11 protein-coding genes are annotated in these 13,143 nt (G+C 61.1%); 8 read left to right on the forward strand and 3 right to left on the reverse strand.

Going from position 1 to position 13,143, the window contains the following annotated elements; genetic code table 11:
• The first annotated feature begins 55 nt into the window (after nucleotides 1-55).
• From M5G18_RS23840 to selO, 4 genes are all read left to right on the forward strand, one after another.
• Nucleotides 56-1,681, forward strand: a complete 1,626-nt coding sequence (locus tag M5G18_RS23840; protein ID WP_207984811.1) for a methyl-accepting chemotaxis protein — start codon at nucleotides 56-58, stop codon at nucleotides 1,679-1,681.
• A 468-nt stretch (nucleotides 1,682-2,149) separates the two neighbouring features.
• Nucleotides 2,150-3,892: a potassium/proton antiporter gene (locus tag M5G18_RS23845; RefSeq protein WP_039766498.1), complete on the forward strand. Its 1,743-nt coding sequence runs from the start codon at nucleotides 2,150-2,152 to the stop codon at nucleotides 3,890-3,892.
• Between the two features lie 34 nt (nucleotides 3,893-3,926).
• Nucleotides 3,927-7,280, forward strand: coding sequence for a mechanosensitive channel MscK (mscK, locus tag M5G18_RS23850; RefSeq protein ID WP_273897005.1), 3,354 nt, complete (start codon nucleotides 3,927-3,929; stop codon nucleotides 7,278-7,280).
• Between the two features lie 48 nt (nucleotides 7,281-7,328).
• On the forward strand, nucleotides 7,329-8,792 hold the full coding sequence (selO, locus tag M5G18_RS23855) for a protein adenylyltransferase SelO (protein WP_273897004.1): 1,464 nt from the start codon (nucleotides 7,329-7,331) through the stop codon (nucleotides 8,790-8,792).
• Nucleotides 8,793-8,917: 125 nt separating this feature from the next.
• Here the strand turns inward: selO and M5G18_RS23860 are convergent, their stop codons facing one another.
• Together M5G18_RS23860 and M5G18_RS23865 are read right to left on the reverse strand one after the other, a co-directional pair.
• On the reverse strand, nucleotides 8,918-9,319 hold the full coding sequence (locus M5G18_RS23860; RefSeq protein WP_039766491.1) for a helix-turn-helix domain-containing protein: 402 nt from the start codon (nucleotides 9,317-9,319) through the stop codon (nucleotides 8,918-8,920).
• Nucleotides 9,316-9,612 (reverse strand): type II toxin-antitoxin system HigB family toxin, encoded by a 297-nt coding sequence (locus M5G18_RS23865; protein WP_007952335.1) that lies wholly within the window; start codon nucleotides 9,610-9,612, stop codon nucleotides 9,316-9,318. Before M5G18_RS23865 ends, M5G18_RS23860 begins: the two co-directional genes overlap by 4 nt.
• A gap of 195 nt (nucleotides 9,613-9,807) precedes the next feature.
• Here M5G18_RS23865 and trxC point away from each other — a divergent pair, with 195 nt between their 5' ends.
• Nucleotides 9,808-10,242 (forward strand): thioredoxin TrxC, encoded by a 435-nt coding sequence (gene trxC, locus M5G18_RS23870; protein ID WP_064592954.1) that lies wholly within the window; start codon nucleotides 9,808-9,810, stop codon nucleotides 10,240-10,242.
• Between the two features lie 7 nt (nucleotides 10,243-10,249).
• Here trxC and M5G18_RS23875 read toward each other — a convergent pair whose 3' ends face one another.
• Nucleotides 10,250-11,020: a ParA family protein gene (locus M5G18_RS23875; protein WP_207984806.1), complete on the reverse strand. Its 771-nt coding sequence runs from the start codon at nucleotides 11,018-11,020 to the stop codon at nucleotides 10,250-10,252.
• 369 nt (nucleotides 11,021-11,389) lie between these two features.
• On the opposite strand from M5G18_RS23875, the gene M5G18_RS23880 reads away from it, so the two are divergent.
• From M5G18_RS23880 to M5G18_RS23890, 3 genes are read left to right on the forward strand one after another with little or no spacing between them, the layout of a single operon-like run.
• The gene (locus M5G18_RS23880; RefSeq protein ID WP_273897003.1) at nucleotides 11,390-12,115 is read left to right on the forward strand and encodes a beta-ketoacyl synthase chain length factor; all 726 of its coding nucleotides are present in this window, start codon (nucleotides 11,390-11,392) and stop codon (nucleotides 12,113-12,115) included.
• The gene (locus M5G18_RS23885; RefSeq protein WP_273897002.1) at nucleotides 12,091-12,900 is read left to right on the forward strand and encodes a lysophospholipid acyltransferase family protein; all 810 of its coding nucleotides are present in this window, start codon (nucleotides 12,091-12,093) and stop codon (nucleotides 12,898-12,900) included. Before M5G18_RS23880 ends, M5G18_RS23885 begins: the two co-directional genes overlap by 25 nt.
• Entirely contained in the window at nucleotides 12,881-13,141 is a 261-nt protein-coding gene (locus tag M5G18_RS23890) for a phosphopantetheine-binding protein (RefSeq protein WP_007952344.1), read from the forward strand. The genes M5G18_RS23885 and M5G18_RS23890 overlap by 20 nt, the downstream gene beginning before the upstream one ends.
• The last annotated feature ends 2 nt before the right edge of the window (nucleotides 13,142-13,143 follow it).

Below are 13,143 nucleotides of genomic sequence, written 5' to 3' on the forward strand. Positions count from 1 at the left end.
TCATCCAACAGCAGTCTCAGCCCGCATGGATGCGGCCCTTCCTGGTATACGCCCCATGTCCCTTCGCAATATGAATATCGCCCCCCGGGCGTTCACCGGCTTCGCCCTGATTGGCGGCCTGATGCTGATTCTCGGAGTGTTCGCCCTGAACCAGATGAGCAAGATCCGCGGCGCCGCCGAAAACATCACCACCACCAGCGTGCCGAGCATCAAGAACCTCGACGAGTTCACCCAGCTGACTCTGCGTCTGCGCGTGCTGTCGTACCGCTTGCTGGTGAACCGCGAGCCGGACGTCCAGCAAAAAACCGTCGAACTGCTGGAAATGCGCAACCAGCAGATCCGCAAGGCCCAGACCGATTACGAGCCGTTGATCGGCAGCCCGGCCGAGCGTGCGGCCTACGATCAGTATGTGCAGTTGCTGGGTCAGTACCGCCAGATCGAAGACCGGATGAAAACCCTGTCGCGCAACAATCAGGTGGATGAGCTGCGCAACCTGCTGAACACCCAGTTGCTCGACAACTCCGAAGCGATGAACACCGTGCTCAACCGCCTGATGCAGATCAACGGCGAGCAGATCAGCAATACCAACCAGCAAGCTGCCGAGCAATATTCTTCGGCCTTCAATCTGGTGGTGACCCTGCTGGTGATCGCGACCGGCCTGACCTTCCTGTTCGCCTGGTTGCTGACCGTCAGCATCACCAAGCCGATCTCCAAAGCACTGGATGCAGCGGAAACCATCGCTGAAGGCAACCTGACCCAGCCGATCCACGTTGACGGCACCGACGAAGCCGGGCGCCTGCTGGCGGCCATGGCCAAAATGCAGTCGAAGCTGCGCGATACCCTGCAGCGGATTTCCGGCTCGGCCACCCAACTGGCCTCCGCCGCCGAAGAGCTGAACAGCGTCACCGACGAAAGCGCCCGTGGCCTGACCCAGCAGAACAACGAAATCGAGCAAGCCGCCACCGCGGTCAACGAGATGACCAGCGCCGTTGAAGAGGTCGCGCGCAACGCGGTCAGCACCTCGGAAGCCTCGAAGAACGCCACCACCTCCGCCGGCGACGGTCGCGATCTGGTGCAGGAAACCGTCAGCGCCATCGAACGCATGAGCGCCGACGTGCAGAGCACCGCGACCCTGATCGGCGATCTGGCCAACGAATCCCGTGACATCGGCAAGGTGCTGGACGTGATCCGTGGCCTGGCTGACCAGACCAACCTGCTGGCGCTCAACGCTGCGATTGAAGCGGCCCGTGCCGGTGAAGCCGGTCGTGGTTTTGCCGTGGTGGCTGACGAAGTCCGTGCCCTGGCGCACCGCACCCAGCAGTCAACCAGCGAAATCGAGCGCATGATCGGTAGCATCCAGAGCGGCACCGAACACGCCGTGGATTCGATGCGCAACAGCACCGAGCGCGCCGAGTCGACCCTGAACATCGCCCGTGGCGCCGGTCTCTCGCTGGACACGATCAACACGGCCATCGTCGAAATCAACGAGCGCAACCTGGTGATCGCCAGCGCCGCCGAAGAACAGGCGCAAGTGGCGCGAGAAGTGGATCGCAACCTGGTGAACATCCGCGATCTGTCGGTGCAATCGGCGACCGGCGCGAATCAGACCAGTGCGGCGAGTAATGAGCTGTCGCGATTGGCGCTGGATCTGAACAATATGGTTGGGCGGTTTAGCCTTTGATTTTTTAGATCAAGGTCAAGATCAAAAGCTACCCCCTCACCCCAACCCTCTCCCCCAGGGGGGCGAGGGGGAAAGGGAGCAGATCTTCGTGCTTTTCAAAACCTGAGTTCGGCTCGGAATTTCAGGTCGATGTAACTTGAGAGAGCCACTCGATCAGTCCCCTCTCCCTCCGGGTGTATGTACCGGCGGGAGAGGGAGCAGATTGGGGGCTTTTCAGATCCTGAGTTTGACTCGCTATTTCAGGTCGATGTAACTCGAAAGAACCACTCGATCAGTTCCCTCTCCCTCCGGGAGAGGGTTAGGCGGGCGGCGTGCCGATGAGGGCAGCGGTCTGAAGCCAGGCACAACCTCTAATGACTCCGCCGCAAAAAGCTTTTTGACAGCATCACATTTCAACAGGTTAGAATCGCTGGCACGCAGACTGCATGGTCAGTTTGTGCCCGTCTTTCCGCTTCTGGAGTACTGCCTTTGAATGCGACGACCATCAACAGCCTGTTCTTGATCGGCGCGTTGCTGGTAGGCGCAAGCATTCTTGTCAGCTCCCTTTCTTCCCGTCTCGGCATCCCGATTCTGGTGATCATCCTCGCGGTCGGCATGACTGCCGGGGTCGATGGCGGCGGCATCATTTTCGATAACTACCCGACCGCCTATCTGGTCGGCAACCTCGCACTGGCAGTGATCCTGCTCGACGGCGGCTTGCGCACCCGGGTGTCCAGTTTCCGCGTGGCCTTGTGGCCGGCCTTGTCGCTGGCCACGGTCGGAGTGCTCATCACCACCGGCCTCACCGGCATGGCCGCCGCGTGGCTGTTCGATCTCAATCTGATTCAAGGCCTGCTGATCGGCGCCATCGTCGGTTCCACGGACGCCGCGGCGGTGTTCTCGCTGCTCGGCGGCAAGGGCCTGAACGAGCGGGTGACCGCCAGCCTGGAAATCGAATCCGGCAGCAACGACCCGATGGCGGTGTTCCTCACCGTGACCCTGATCGATATGCTCGCCAGCGGCCAGACCGGCCTGCACTGGAGCCTGCTGACCCACCTGATCCGCGAGTTCGGCATCGGTGGCGTGATCGGTCTGGGCGGTGGCTGGCTGATGCTGCAACTGGTCAACCGGATCAATCTGGCGGCCGGCCTGTATCCGATTCTGGTGATCGCCGGTGGTCTGGTGGTGTTCGCCCTGACCAACGCCCTGCACGGCAGCGGCTTCCTGGCCGTGTACCTGTGCGGTCTGGTGATCGGCAACCGGCCGGTGCGCAGTCGTCACGGCATCCTGCACATGCTCGACGGCATGGCGTGGCTGGCGCAGATCGGCATGTTCCTGGTGCTGGGTTTGCTGGTCACCCCGCACGACTTGCTGCCGATCGCCGTGCCTGCCCTGGGTCTGGCGCTGTGGATGATTCTGTTCGCTCGGCCGTTGTCGGTGCTGGTCGGGTTGCTGCCGTTCAAAGCTTTCCATGGTCGCGAGAAAGCCTTCATTTCCTGGGTCGGCCTGCGTGGCGCGGTACCGATCATTCTGGCGGTGTTCCCGCTGATGGCCGGGCTGCCGAATGCGCAGCTGTACTTCAACCTCGCCTTCTTTATCGTGCTGGTGTCGCTGCTGGTGCAGGGCACGAGCCTGCCGTGGGTGGCCAAGCTGCTCAAGGTGACGGTGCCGCCGGAGCCGGCGCCGATCTCCCGCGCCGCCCTCGAAGTGCACGTCACCAGCGAGTGGGAGCTGTTCGTTTACAAGCTCGGCGCGGAAAAGTGGTGCATCGGTTCGCCCCTGCGCGAGCTGAAAATGCCCGAAGGCACACGTATCGCCGCCCTGTTTCGCGGTCAGCAACTGCTCCATCCGTCGGGTAGTACGGTGCTGGAAGTCGATGATTTGCTGTGTGTTATCGGTCATGAACACAATCTTCCGGCCCTCGGAAAACTGTTCAGCCAGGCGCCGCAACGCGGCCTCGATCTGCGCTTCTTCGGCGACTTCGTACTCGAAGGAGACGCCCAGCTCAAAGCGGTTGCCGCCCTGTACGGCCTGCCCGCCGAAGGCATCGATCCGGACATGACCCTGGGCCACTTCATTGCCCAGAAAGTCGGCGGTGCACCGATCGTTGGCGACCAGGTGGAATGGAACAACACCCACTGGACGGTTGCGGTCATGGACGGGAACAAGATCGGCAAAGTGGGCGTCAGATTCCCCGAAGGAAGTCGCCCGGGCCCCGGGCTCTTCCTCTAAACTGCGTCCACTCTCACTTGCTTGACCGGTCTCTATGCCTACCCTGCGCTCCTTTTTCGTCGCGGCCCTGCTGGGCCTGAGTCTTTCCGTCGGCCCGCTGCAAGCCGCCGAACCGCCGTCCAGCGAAGCCGTGCAGGCCAGTCTGGACAAGATCGCCGACAGCAAATTGCCCGACGCCGATAAAAAGACCCTGCAAACGGTCCTGCAAAACACGCTGAACCAGCTCAACAACCGGCGTGACTATGAGCAGAAGCTCATCGACCTCAAGCAGCAACTGGCCACTGCGCCGAAGCAGACCATCGAGAACGCACGGGAACTGACCCGCCTCAAGGCCAGCGCCGTGGTGCCGGTGGCGCAGCGCTTCCCCAAGGAAAACATCCAGCAGCTGGAGCAGATGCTCACCGAGCGCTCGACCCAGCAAAGCGATCTGCAAAAGGCCCTGGCCGATGCCAACAGCCTGATCATTACCGCCCAGACCCGCCCCGAGCGCGCCCAGGCGGAAATCGCCAGCAGCCAGACGCGCATCCAGCAGATCAACAACATCCTCAAGACCGGCAAGGACGCCGGCAAGACCGTGAGCGCCGAACAACGCGACCTGCTCAACGCCGAGTTGGCCGCCCTGAACGCGCTGATCCCGCTGCGCCGTCAGGAACTGGCCGGCAACAACCAATTGCAGGATCTGGGCAACAGCCAGCATGACCTGCTCTCGGAAAAATCCGACCGTCTGGACCGCGAGATTCAGGAACTGCAAACCCTGATCAACCAGAAGCGTCTGACCCTCTCGCAGGAGACCGTGACGCAGCAGTCGATCGAGGCACAGAAGTCCGGCAGCAGCACCCTGCTCGCCACGGAAAGCGCGGCCAACCTCAAGCTCTCTGACTACCTGCTCAAAAGCACCGACCGCCTCAACGAACTGACCCAGCAGAACCTGCAGACCAAGCAGCAACTGGACAGCGTGACCCAGAGCGATTCGGCCCTCGACGAGCAGATCAACGTGCTCAAGGGCAGCCTGCTGCTGTCGAAGATTCTCTATAAACAGAAGCAGGCCCTGCCGCGTCTCAAGGTCGACCGCGATCTGGCGGACCAGATCGCCGACATTCGCCTTTACCAGTTCGAAATCAACCAACAACGCGAACAGCTGAGCAATCCGGCGACGTACGTCGACAACCTGCTGTCCACCCAGCCGCCGGAGCAAGTCACGCCGCAACTGCGCAAGAGTCTTCTGGAACTGGCCAACACTCGCGTCGACCTGCTGGAGCGATTGAGCCGCGAATTGAGCGCGATGCTCAACGAATCGATCACCCTGCAACTGAACCAGAAACAATTGCTGAGCACTGCGCAAAGCCTGCGCGCGACTCTCGACGAGCAGATGTTCTGGATTCCGAGCAACAAGCCGCTGGACACCGAATGGATGCGCGGCGTGCCGGAACGCCTGAAGCGTCAGATCGACACTTTGCCGCTGGCCTCGAGCTTCAGCGAACTGACCGACGGCCTGACCCAGCGACCGCTGTTGTTCCTGCCGCTGGCGCTGCTGATCGGTGCGCTGCTGTGGCGGCGCAAGCAACTGTATTCGCGCCTGAACAAGGTTCACCAGGACATTGGTCACTTCAAGCGTGACAGCCAATGGCATACACCGCAGGCGATCCTGATCAATATTCTGCTGGCGATGCCGGTGGCGCTGGGCCTGGCGCTGTGCGGGCTGGCATTGCAGATCGACGCCCGCGGGCAGAACGCCAACATGGGCGCGGCGCTGCTGCAAATGGCCCAGGCGTGGCTGGTGTTCTACACCGCTTACCGGATCCTCGCGCCGGGCGGCGTGGCCGAATTGCACTTCCGCTGGGAAAAGCCGCAGGTCGAATTCCTGCAAGGCTGGGTCCGTCGCCTCGGATTGGTGGTCATGGCGCTGGTGGCCGTGGTGGCGGTCGCCGAGCTGCAACCGGCGGCGCTGGCCGACGATGTGCTGGGCATGCCGGTGGTGCTGACCTGCTATGCCCTGATGGCGTGGCTGCTCAGCCGCCTGCTGATCAGCAGCCCGACCCACGAAAACGCCTCGCTGTTCCGCAAGGCCGTGGGCGTGATGTTCACCCTGCTGCCCATCGCGCTGTTCGTCGCGGTGTGCTTCGGCTACTACTACACCGCGCTGAAGCTCAGCGACCGCTTGATCAACACCCTGTACCTGCTGATGTTCTGGCTGGTGATCGAAGCCACTTTCGTCCGTGGCCTCGCGGTTGCGGCACGCCGTCTGGCTTACCAGCGCGCCCTGGCCAAACGTCAGGCCGCGAAGGAAGCCGGCGACGGCGAAGCGGTGATCGAAGAACCGACCCTGGACATCGAAAAGGTCAACGAACAGTCCCTGCGCCTGATCCGTCTGGCACTGCTTGGCGGTTTCATCGCCGCGCTGTACTGGGTCTGGGCCGACCTGATCACGGTGTTCTCGTACCTCGACAACATCACCCTCTACGAATACACCAGCGGCACCGGCGCCAACATGAGCATGGTGCCGATCAGCATCGGCGACATGCTCGGCGCGCTGATCATCATCGGCATCACCTTTGCGCTCGCCCGCAACTTGCCGGGTCTGCTTGAAGTGTTTGTGCTTTCGAAACTCAACCTGGCCCAGGGCAGTGCCTATGCGACCACGACGCTGCTGTCGTACGTGATCGCCGGGGTCGGTTTCGTCTCGACCCTGTCGACCCTTGGCGTGAGCTGGGACAAGTTGCAATGGCTGGTGGCGGCGCTATCGGTCGGTCTCGGCTTCGGTATGCAGGAGATCTTCGCGAACTTCATCTCCGGCATCATGATCCTGTTCGAACGCCCGGTGCGGATCGGCGACACCATCACCATCGGCAACCTGTCGGGCACAGTGAGCAAGATCCGCATCCGCGCCACGACCATCACCGACTTCGACCGCAAGGACATCATTGTCCCGAACAAGACGTTCATTACCGGGCAACTGATCAACTGGTCGCTGACCGATACCATCACCCGGGTGACCCTGAAACTGGGCGTCGATTACGGTTCGGATCTGGATCTGGTCAAGGAACTGCTGCTCAAGGCCGCCCGGGAAAACCCGCGCGTGCTCAAGGAACCCGAGCCGCACGTGTACTTCCTCAACTTCGGCGAAAGCACCCTCGACCACGAACTGCGCATGCATGTGCGCGATCTCGGCGACCGCAACCCGGTACTCGATGAGGTCAACCGCTTCATCAACCGCGAGTTCAAGAAGCAGCACATCAACATCTCGTTCCGCCAGATGGAGGTTTACCTGAAGAACCTCCACGGCCAGGAATACAAGATGGTGCCGATCGAACCGGAAACCAAAACCATCGTGCCGGTCAGCGACGACCAGAAACCGTTGCAGGAACCGCCGCCGGCCAAACTCGACTAACCCGGCCATTCCCAGCAGAATGCTCGGACATTCTGCTGGAGCCGGCCCTTGAAAGCCCTCGACGAACTGACCTTCGACAACCGCTTCGCCCGCCTGGGCGATGCGTTCTCGGCCCATGTACTGCCCGAACCGATCGACAATCCGCGACTGGTGGTGGCCAGCCCTGCGGCCCTGGCGCTGCTGGATCTCGACCCGGCGGTGGCCGACACCCAGGAATTTGCCGAACTGTTCGGCGGCCACAAGCTGTGGGCCGATGCCGAGCCGCGGGCGATGGTCTATTCCGGGCATCAGTTCGGCGGTTACACCCCGCAACTGGGCGATGGCCGCGGGTTGTTGCTGGGCGAGGTCTACAACGCGGCCGGCGAGCACTGGGACTTGCATCTGAAGGGCGCCGGGCAGACGCCGTTCTCGCGCATGGGCGACGGTCGCGCGGTGCTGCGCTCGTCGATCCGCGAGTTTCTCGCGTCCGAAGCGCTGCATGCGCTGAACATCCCGTCTTCCCGCGCCGCCTGCGTGATCGGCTCCGACACTCCGGTGTGGCGTGAGAAACAGGAGCGCGCCGCGATGGTGCTGCGCCTGGCGCCGAGCCACATCCGTTTCGGCCATTTCGAATATTTCTATTACACCAAGCGTCCCGAACAGCAGAAGCAGCTCGGCGAACACGTGTTGGCGATGCACTACCCCGAATGCCTGGAACAGCCGGAACCGTATCTGGCGATGTTCCGCGAGATCGTCGAGCGCAACGCCGAACTGATCGCCAAATGGCAGGCCTACGGCTTCTGCCACGGCGTGATGAACACCGACAACATGTCGATCCTCGGCATCACCTTCGACTTCGGCCCGTTCGCCTTCCTCGACGATTTCGACGCAAACTTCATCTGCAATCACTCCGACGATCAGGGCCGCTACTCCTTCAGCAATCAGGTCCCCGTTGGCCAGTGGAACCTCAGCGCCCTGGCCCAGGCCCTGACGCCGTTCATCAGCGTCGAAGCCCTGCGCGAAACCCTTGGCCTGTACCTGCCGCTGTTCCAGGCCCATTACCTCGACCTGATGCGCCGCCGCTTCGGCTTCACCACCGCCGAGGACGACGACCAGCAACTGCTGGAGCAACTGCTGCAACTGATGCAGAACAGCGGCGTCGACTACACGTTGTTCTTCCGCCGCCTGGGCGAACAGTCAGCCGAACAGGCCGTCGCTCGCCTGCGCGATGACTTCGTCGATATCAAGGGTTTCGATGCCTGGGGCAAGCGCTACGTCGCCCGTGTCGCACGCGATGGTGCAACCGATCAGGAACAGCGCCTCGCGCGGATGCATGCGGTGAATCCGCTGTATATCCTGCGCAACTATCTGGCGCAGAAGGCGATTGATGCTGCCGAGCAGGGTGACTATTCAGAAGTGCGCCGGTTGCATACGGTGCTGAGCAATCCATTCGAGGAACAACCTGGAATGGAGAGCTATGCGGAACGGCCGCCGGAGTGGGGCAAGCATTTGGAGATCAGTTGTTCCTCATGAAGCGCACGGTCTCCTGTCTCGGAGCCGTGCACCCTCGCGTCAGGCTAGATGACAGCGCCGGCTGAAAAAGCCGCGCAACATGCTCAGAGTGCCAATGCCACGACTCTGGACACACTGGTTTGCTTTCAGATAAACACGTCAACAGGTAGCTTGAAGTGCTCGGCCAGCCAGCGGACCTGCCGCAGATTCAACTGGCGCTTTCCACTGAGGATTTCCGAAACAACAGACTGAGTGCCCACACCCGGTAAATCGCTCTGGGTCAAACCATGCTCACGCATCAAATACCCCAGCACTTCAAAACCGGGCGGTTTAGGCGTCGGGTGATGCACGCGATCCCATTCTTCAATCCAGTCACCGATGATATCTACCAGACTCATTAAAGGATGAGACTCATCATCGCCCGTCATTTCGAGCAGCTCGTCAAGGGCTTGAACGAGCCTGTCGTAGTCGTCTTCGCTTTTCGGCTTGCGCAGCAAAGGCGAAACGAACTCCCAGTGCTCAGCGGCTTTTTTGATCAGAACACTCATGCCTTAGCCTCCTTCCATTTACCGCGGTCATATTCGCGATGATCCAACACATGTCTGATGTACAACTTTTGAGGTCGATATCTGACATAAGCGATCAACCTGAGCTTGTTACCGCCAATATCAAAAACGTGAAAATCACCCACTTTGTCGACAGCTGGAAACAAGGCCTTCAGCGCCGCAAAATCTGGCGATTTGCTCCCTTTCGCCACTTCCAGCCAGTGGTCCAGTGCTGTAGCTGCGTTAGGCCATTTGGCCTTCGCTTCTCGTATTCGTTTTCCGGTGATGACATGCATGCAACATCCTTATCGCATTCTGCTATGGGGAGTTAATCACAGATCAAAATTATCGCAAGTTGCGATATGACCGAGCAGACCAACGGGTCTCGACCGGTCCATCTCAGCCTAGGCTCACAGCCAAACACTGCACGATTGAAAATATGAGCAAACGTCTCCAACTAGGAGTTATCAGCTCTCCACCGGATCCCGATCATGACCGACCCACTCCTCATCCCCTGCCCCTCCTGCAACGGCCTCAACCGCATCCCCGCCGAGCGCCTCAACGATCACCCGAAGTGCGGGCGCTGCAAGTCCGAGGTGCTGTTGAACAAGCCGTTTGAACTCAAGCAAGGCGATTACGCCAGTCAGATCAAGGGTGATCTGCCGCTGCTGGTGGACGTATGGGCGGACTGGTGTGGGCCGTGCAAGTCGTTTGCGCCGGTGTTCGAGCAGGCGGCTGCGCAGTTGGCGGGCAAGTGCCGGCTGGCCAAGCTGGACAGCGAGGCCAATCAGCAGTTGTCGGCGCAGTTGGGGATTCGTTCGATTCCTAGCCTGATTCTGTTCCGCAACGGCCGGGAAGTGGCCCGTCAGAGCGGGGCCTTCCCGTTGCCGCAGTTGATGGCCTGGCTGCGCAGCCAGGGAATCTGACAGGGGTTCAGGCGTCTTCGAGCAGGTTATGCAGCTCGACGAACTGCTGCGTCAGCTTGTGCCGTGGGTCGAGGTGGATCAGCGGCGTGTTGGCCTGATGCGACTCGCGCATGCGCACTGAACTGGCGAGGTAGACCGGCAATACCGGCAGGCCCTCGGCGATCAGTTCGTCGAGGATCTGCTGCGGCAGACTGGCCCGGGCCTGGAACTGGTTGACCACAATGCCTTCGACTTCCAGGCCTTCGTTGTGGTCTTCCTTCAACTCGTCGATCTCGGCGATCAGACCGTAGAGGGCCTGACGCGAGAAGCTGTCGCAGTCAAAGGGAATCAGTACCCGATCAGCGGCAATCAGGGCCGAGACCGCATAGAAATTCAGCGCCGGCGGCGTATCCAGATAGATCCGGTCGTAATCTTCCGACAACTCGTCGAGCAGCTTTCGCAGCTTGTTGATCTTGTGTTTGGCCTCGAGCTTGGGCTGCAAGTCGGCCAGCTCCGAAGTGGCTGTAATGATGTGCAGGTTGTCGAACGGCGTTTCGTAGATATCCGCCTGATTCTTTTTTGAGAATGGCCCGGAAGACAGGGTCTGCTTGAAGAAGTCGGCAATGCCCATCGGAATGTCGTCACCCGTGAGCCCGGTCAGATACTGAGTGGAATTGGCCTGGGCATCGAGGTCCACCAACAGCGTGCGATAACCCTCGCTGGCGCTCACCGCCGCCAGATTGCAGGCAATGCTGGATTTGCCCACGCCACCTTTCTGATTGAACACCACGCGCCGCATGACAAAACCTCCGTGTATCAAAGAATGACCGAGTGTAGTGGTGCCCGGTGCCGGTTCGCTACCTCGATGGACACGGACTACAGCGTCAAGCGCCAATATCCCAATGAATACGGCGCAAAGACACCCATTGATCGCCGATTCGCCCGACAGACAGACACCCGACAATCTGGATAATGGCCAAGTGACAGTTTTTGCTGCGTACCATTCGGTCCATTTCACCGCGCAAAATGTAACCAGCATTTGCTACACACTCGTCGCACCGGGATAATGCGCGCCACCCGGCGCCACGCGCCATGCCATTTCCGGCTAAATCAGCTCAGCGGCGACGTTGGCGAAACCGCGTCAAATCAGCCCGCAGGGGCGGGATAAATGTCCGTGATCAACTTCAACATCGCCCAATGGCGCGCCTGGGCTCCCGGGCTCGACAGTGTGGAAGCCTGGCAAGCCTGGAGCCGACAGCCGGTCGTGCTCGAAGGCAGCGATGCCGCACCCGATGTGTCGTTTCTGCCGGCCATGCAGCGCCGTCGTCTCAGTCGTCTGGCGCGGATGGCGTTCAGTGTTGGCTGGCCGCTGGCCGACGGTCGGGAAAATCTGCCGCTGGTGTTCGTATCACGGCATGGCGAAACCCCGCGCACCTTTGAAATTCTCAGCGATCTGGCCAACGAACAGCCGCTGTCGCCGACCCAGTTCAGCCTGTCGGTGCACAACGCGATCATCGGCCTGTGGTCGATCATGCGCGGCGAAACAAGCGAAATGACCGCCCTCGCCGCGGCTGGCGACGGCCTTGAACACGGCATGCTCGAAGCGGCCACGTTGCTGAACGAAGGCGCCCCGGCGGTGCTGCTGGTGATCACCGAGGAACAGCCGCCCGAAGCCTATTCGACGTGGATCGACGACGTACCGTTTCCCTATGCCGTCGGGCTGTTGCTCACCCCCGGTACCGACTGGCGGCTGACCCTGAACAGCGCCCCCGAAGCACTGTCCAAAACGCAGTGGCCCCATGCGCTGAATCTGCTGCGAACCCTGCTCGGTCAGCAGCCCCTTTGCCAACATGCCTGGAAGACTCGTCTATGGACCTGGCAACGCAACCTGTAATCGGAAAAAACCGCGACGCCTATTACTGGCGTCTGCTGGCCACCGCCACCAGCTTCGCCCTGTTCGGGCTCGGTGGCCTGTGCCTGCGCCTGCTGGTATTTCCCTTGCTCGGCTGCCTGCCGGGCGATGCCAGGGCGCATCGCGAGCGGGCGCGCCAGACCGTCAGCCGGCTGTTCTGGTTTTTCGTTCGGTTCATGGCCCGTACCGGCGTGCTGACCTACGACATTCAGGGCGCCGAACGTCTCGGTCGCCCGGGGCAGATGATCATCGCCAACCACCCGTCGCTGATCGATGTGGTGTTCCTGATCGGTCTGGTGCGCCGGGCCAATTGCGTGGTGAAGAAAAGCCTGTGGGAAAACCCCTTCACCCGTGGCCCGTTGCGCAGCACCGAATACATCAGCAACGACGGCAGCATGGACATGCTCGACGCCGCCGCCGGCGCCTTGCAGAGCGGGCAGACCCTGATCATTTTCCCCGAAGGCACCCGCACCCAACCGGGTCAGGCGCCGGCCTTTCATCGGGGCGCGGCGGCCATCGCATTGCGCGGTGCGAAAATCGTCACCCCGGTGGTCATCCACGTCAGTCCGACCACCCTGACCAAGGCCGAGCCCTGGTATCGCATTCCGAGTCGCCGCGTGCACTTCAGTTTTCGCGTCGGGGCCGATATAGACCCACAGACTTTCGCCGCGCAGGGGCCAGCACCCCAGGCTTCGCGCAAGCTCAACGACTATTTGCACCAATTCTTTATCAAGGAGCTCGCCGAAGATGAGCGATCTAAACCGTGACATCAAAGAGCTGATCATCGACGCCCTGGGCCTCGAAGACATCAGCGCAGAGGACATCGGCGACGACCAGACGCTGTTCGGCGAAGGCCTGGGCCTGGATTCCGTCGACGCCCTGGAGCTCGGCCTGGCGATCCAGAAAAAGTACGGCATCAAGATCGACGCCGATGCCAAGGACACCCGCAACCATTTCTCCAACGTGGCGAGCCTTGCGGCGTTCGTCACGGCAAAACAGGCAGCTTGAGA

The sequence above is a fragment of the Pseudomonas aphyarum genome, assembly GCF_028657055.1.
Taxonomy (GTDB): Bacteria; Pseudomonadota; Gammaproteobacteria; order Pseudomonadales; family Pseudomonadaceae; genus Aquipseudomonas; species Aquipseudomonas aphyarum.

Bases quoted from the DNA above. Each gene is read 5' to 3' on its own strand.
- M5G18_RS23840 (WP_207984811.1), top strand. From the start codon at position 56: ATGTCCCTTCGCAATATGAATATCGCCCCCCGGGCGTTCACCGGCTTC.
- mscK (WP_273897005.1), top strand. From the start codon at position 3,927: ATGCCTACCCTGCGCTCCTTTTTCGTCGCGGCCCTGCTGGGCCTGAGT.
- M5G18_RS23860 (WP_039766491.1), bottom strand. From the start codon at position 9,319: ATGAGTGTTCTGATCAAAAAAGCCGCTGAGCACTGGGAGTTCGTTTCG.
- M5G18_RS23865 (WP_007952335.1), bottom strand. From the start codon at position 9,612: ATGCATGTCATCACCGGAAAACGAATACGAGAAGCGAAGGCCAAATGG.
- trxC (WP_064592954.1), top strand. From the start codon at position 9,808: ATGACCGACCCACTCCTCATCCCCTGCCCCTCCTGCAACGGCCTCAAC.
- M5G18_RS23875 (WP_207984806.1), bottom strand. From the start codon at position 11,020: ATGCGGCGCGTGGTGTTCAATCAGAAAGGTGGCGTGGGCAAATCCAGC.
- M5G18_RS23880 (WP_273897003.1), top strand. From the start codon at position 11,390: ATGTCCGTGATCAACTTCAACATCGCCCAATGGCGCGCCTGGGCTCCC.
- M5G18_RS23885 (WP_273897002.1), top strand. From the start codon at position 12,091: ATGGACCTGGCAACGCAACCTGTAATCGGAAAAAACCGCGACGCCTAT.
- M5G18_RS23890 (WP_007952344.1), top strand. From the start codon at position 12,881: ATGAGCGATCTAAACCGTGACATCAAAGAGCTGATCATCGACGCCCTG.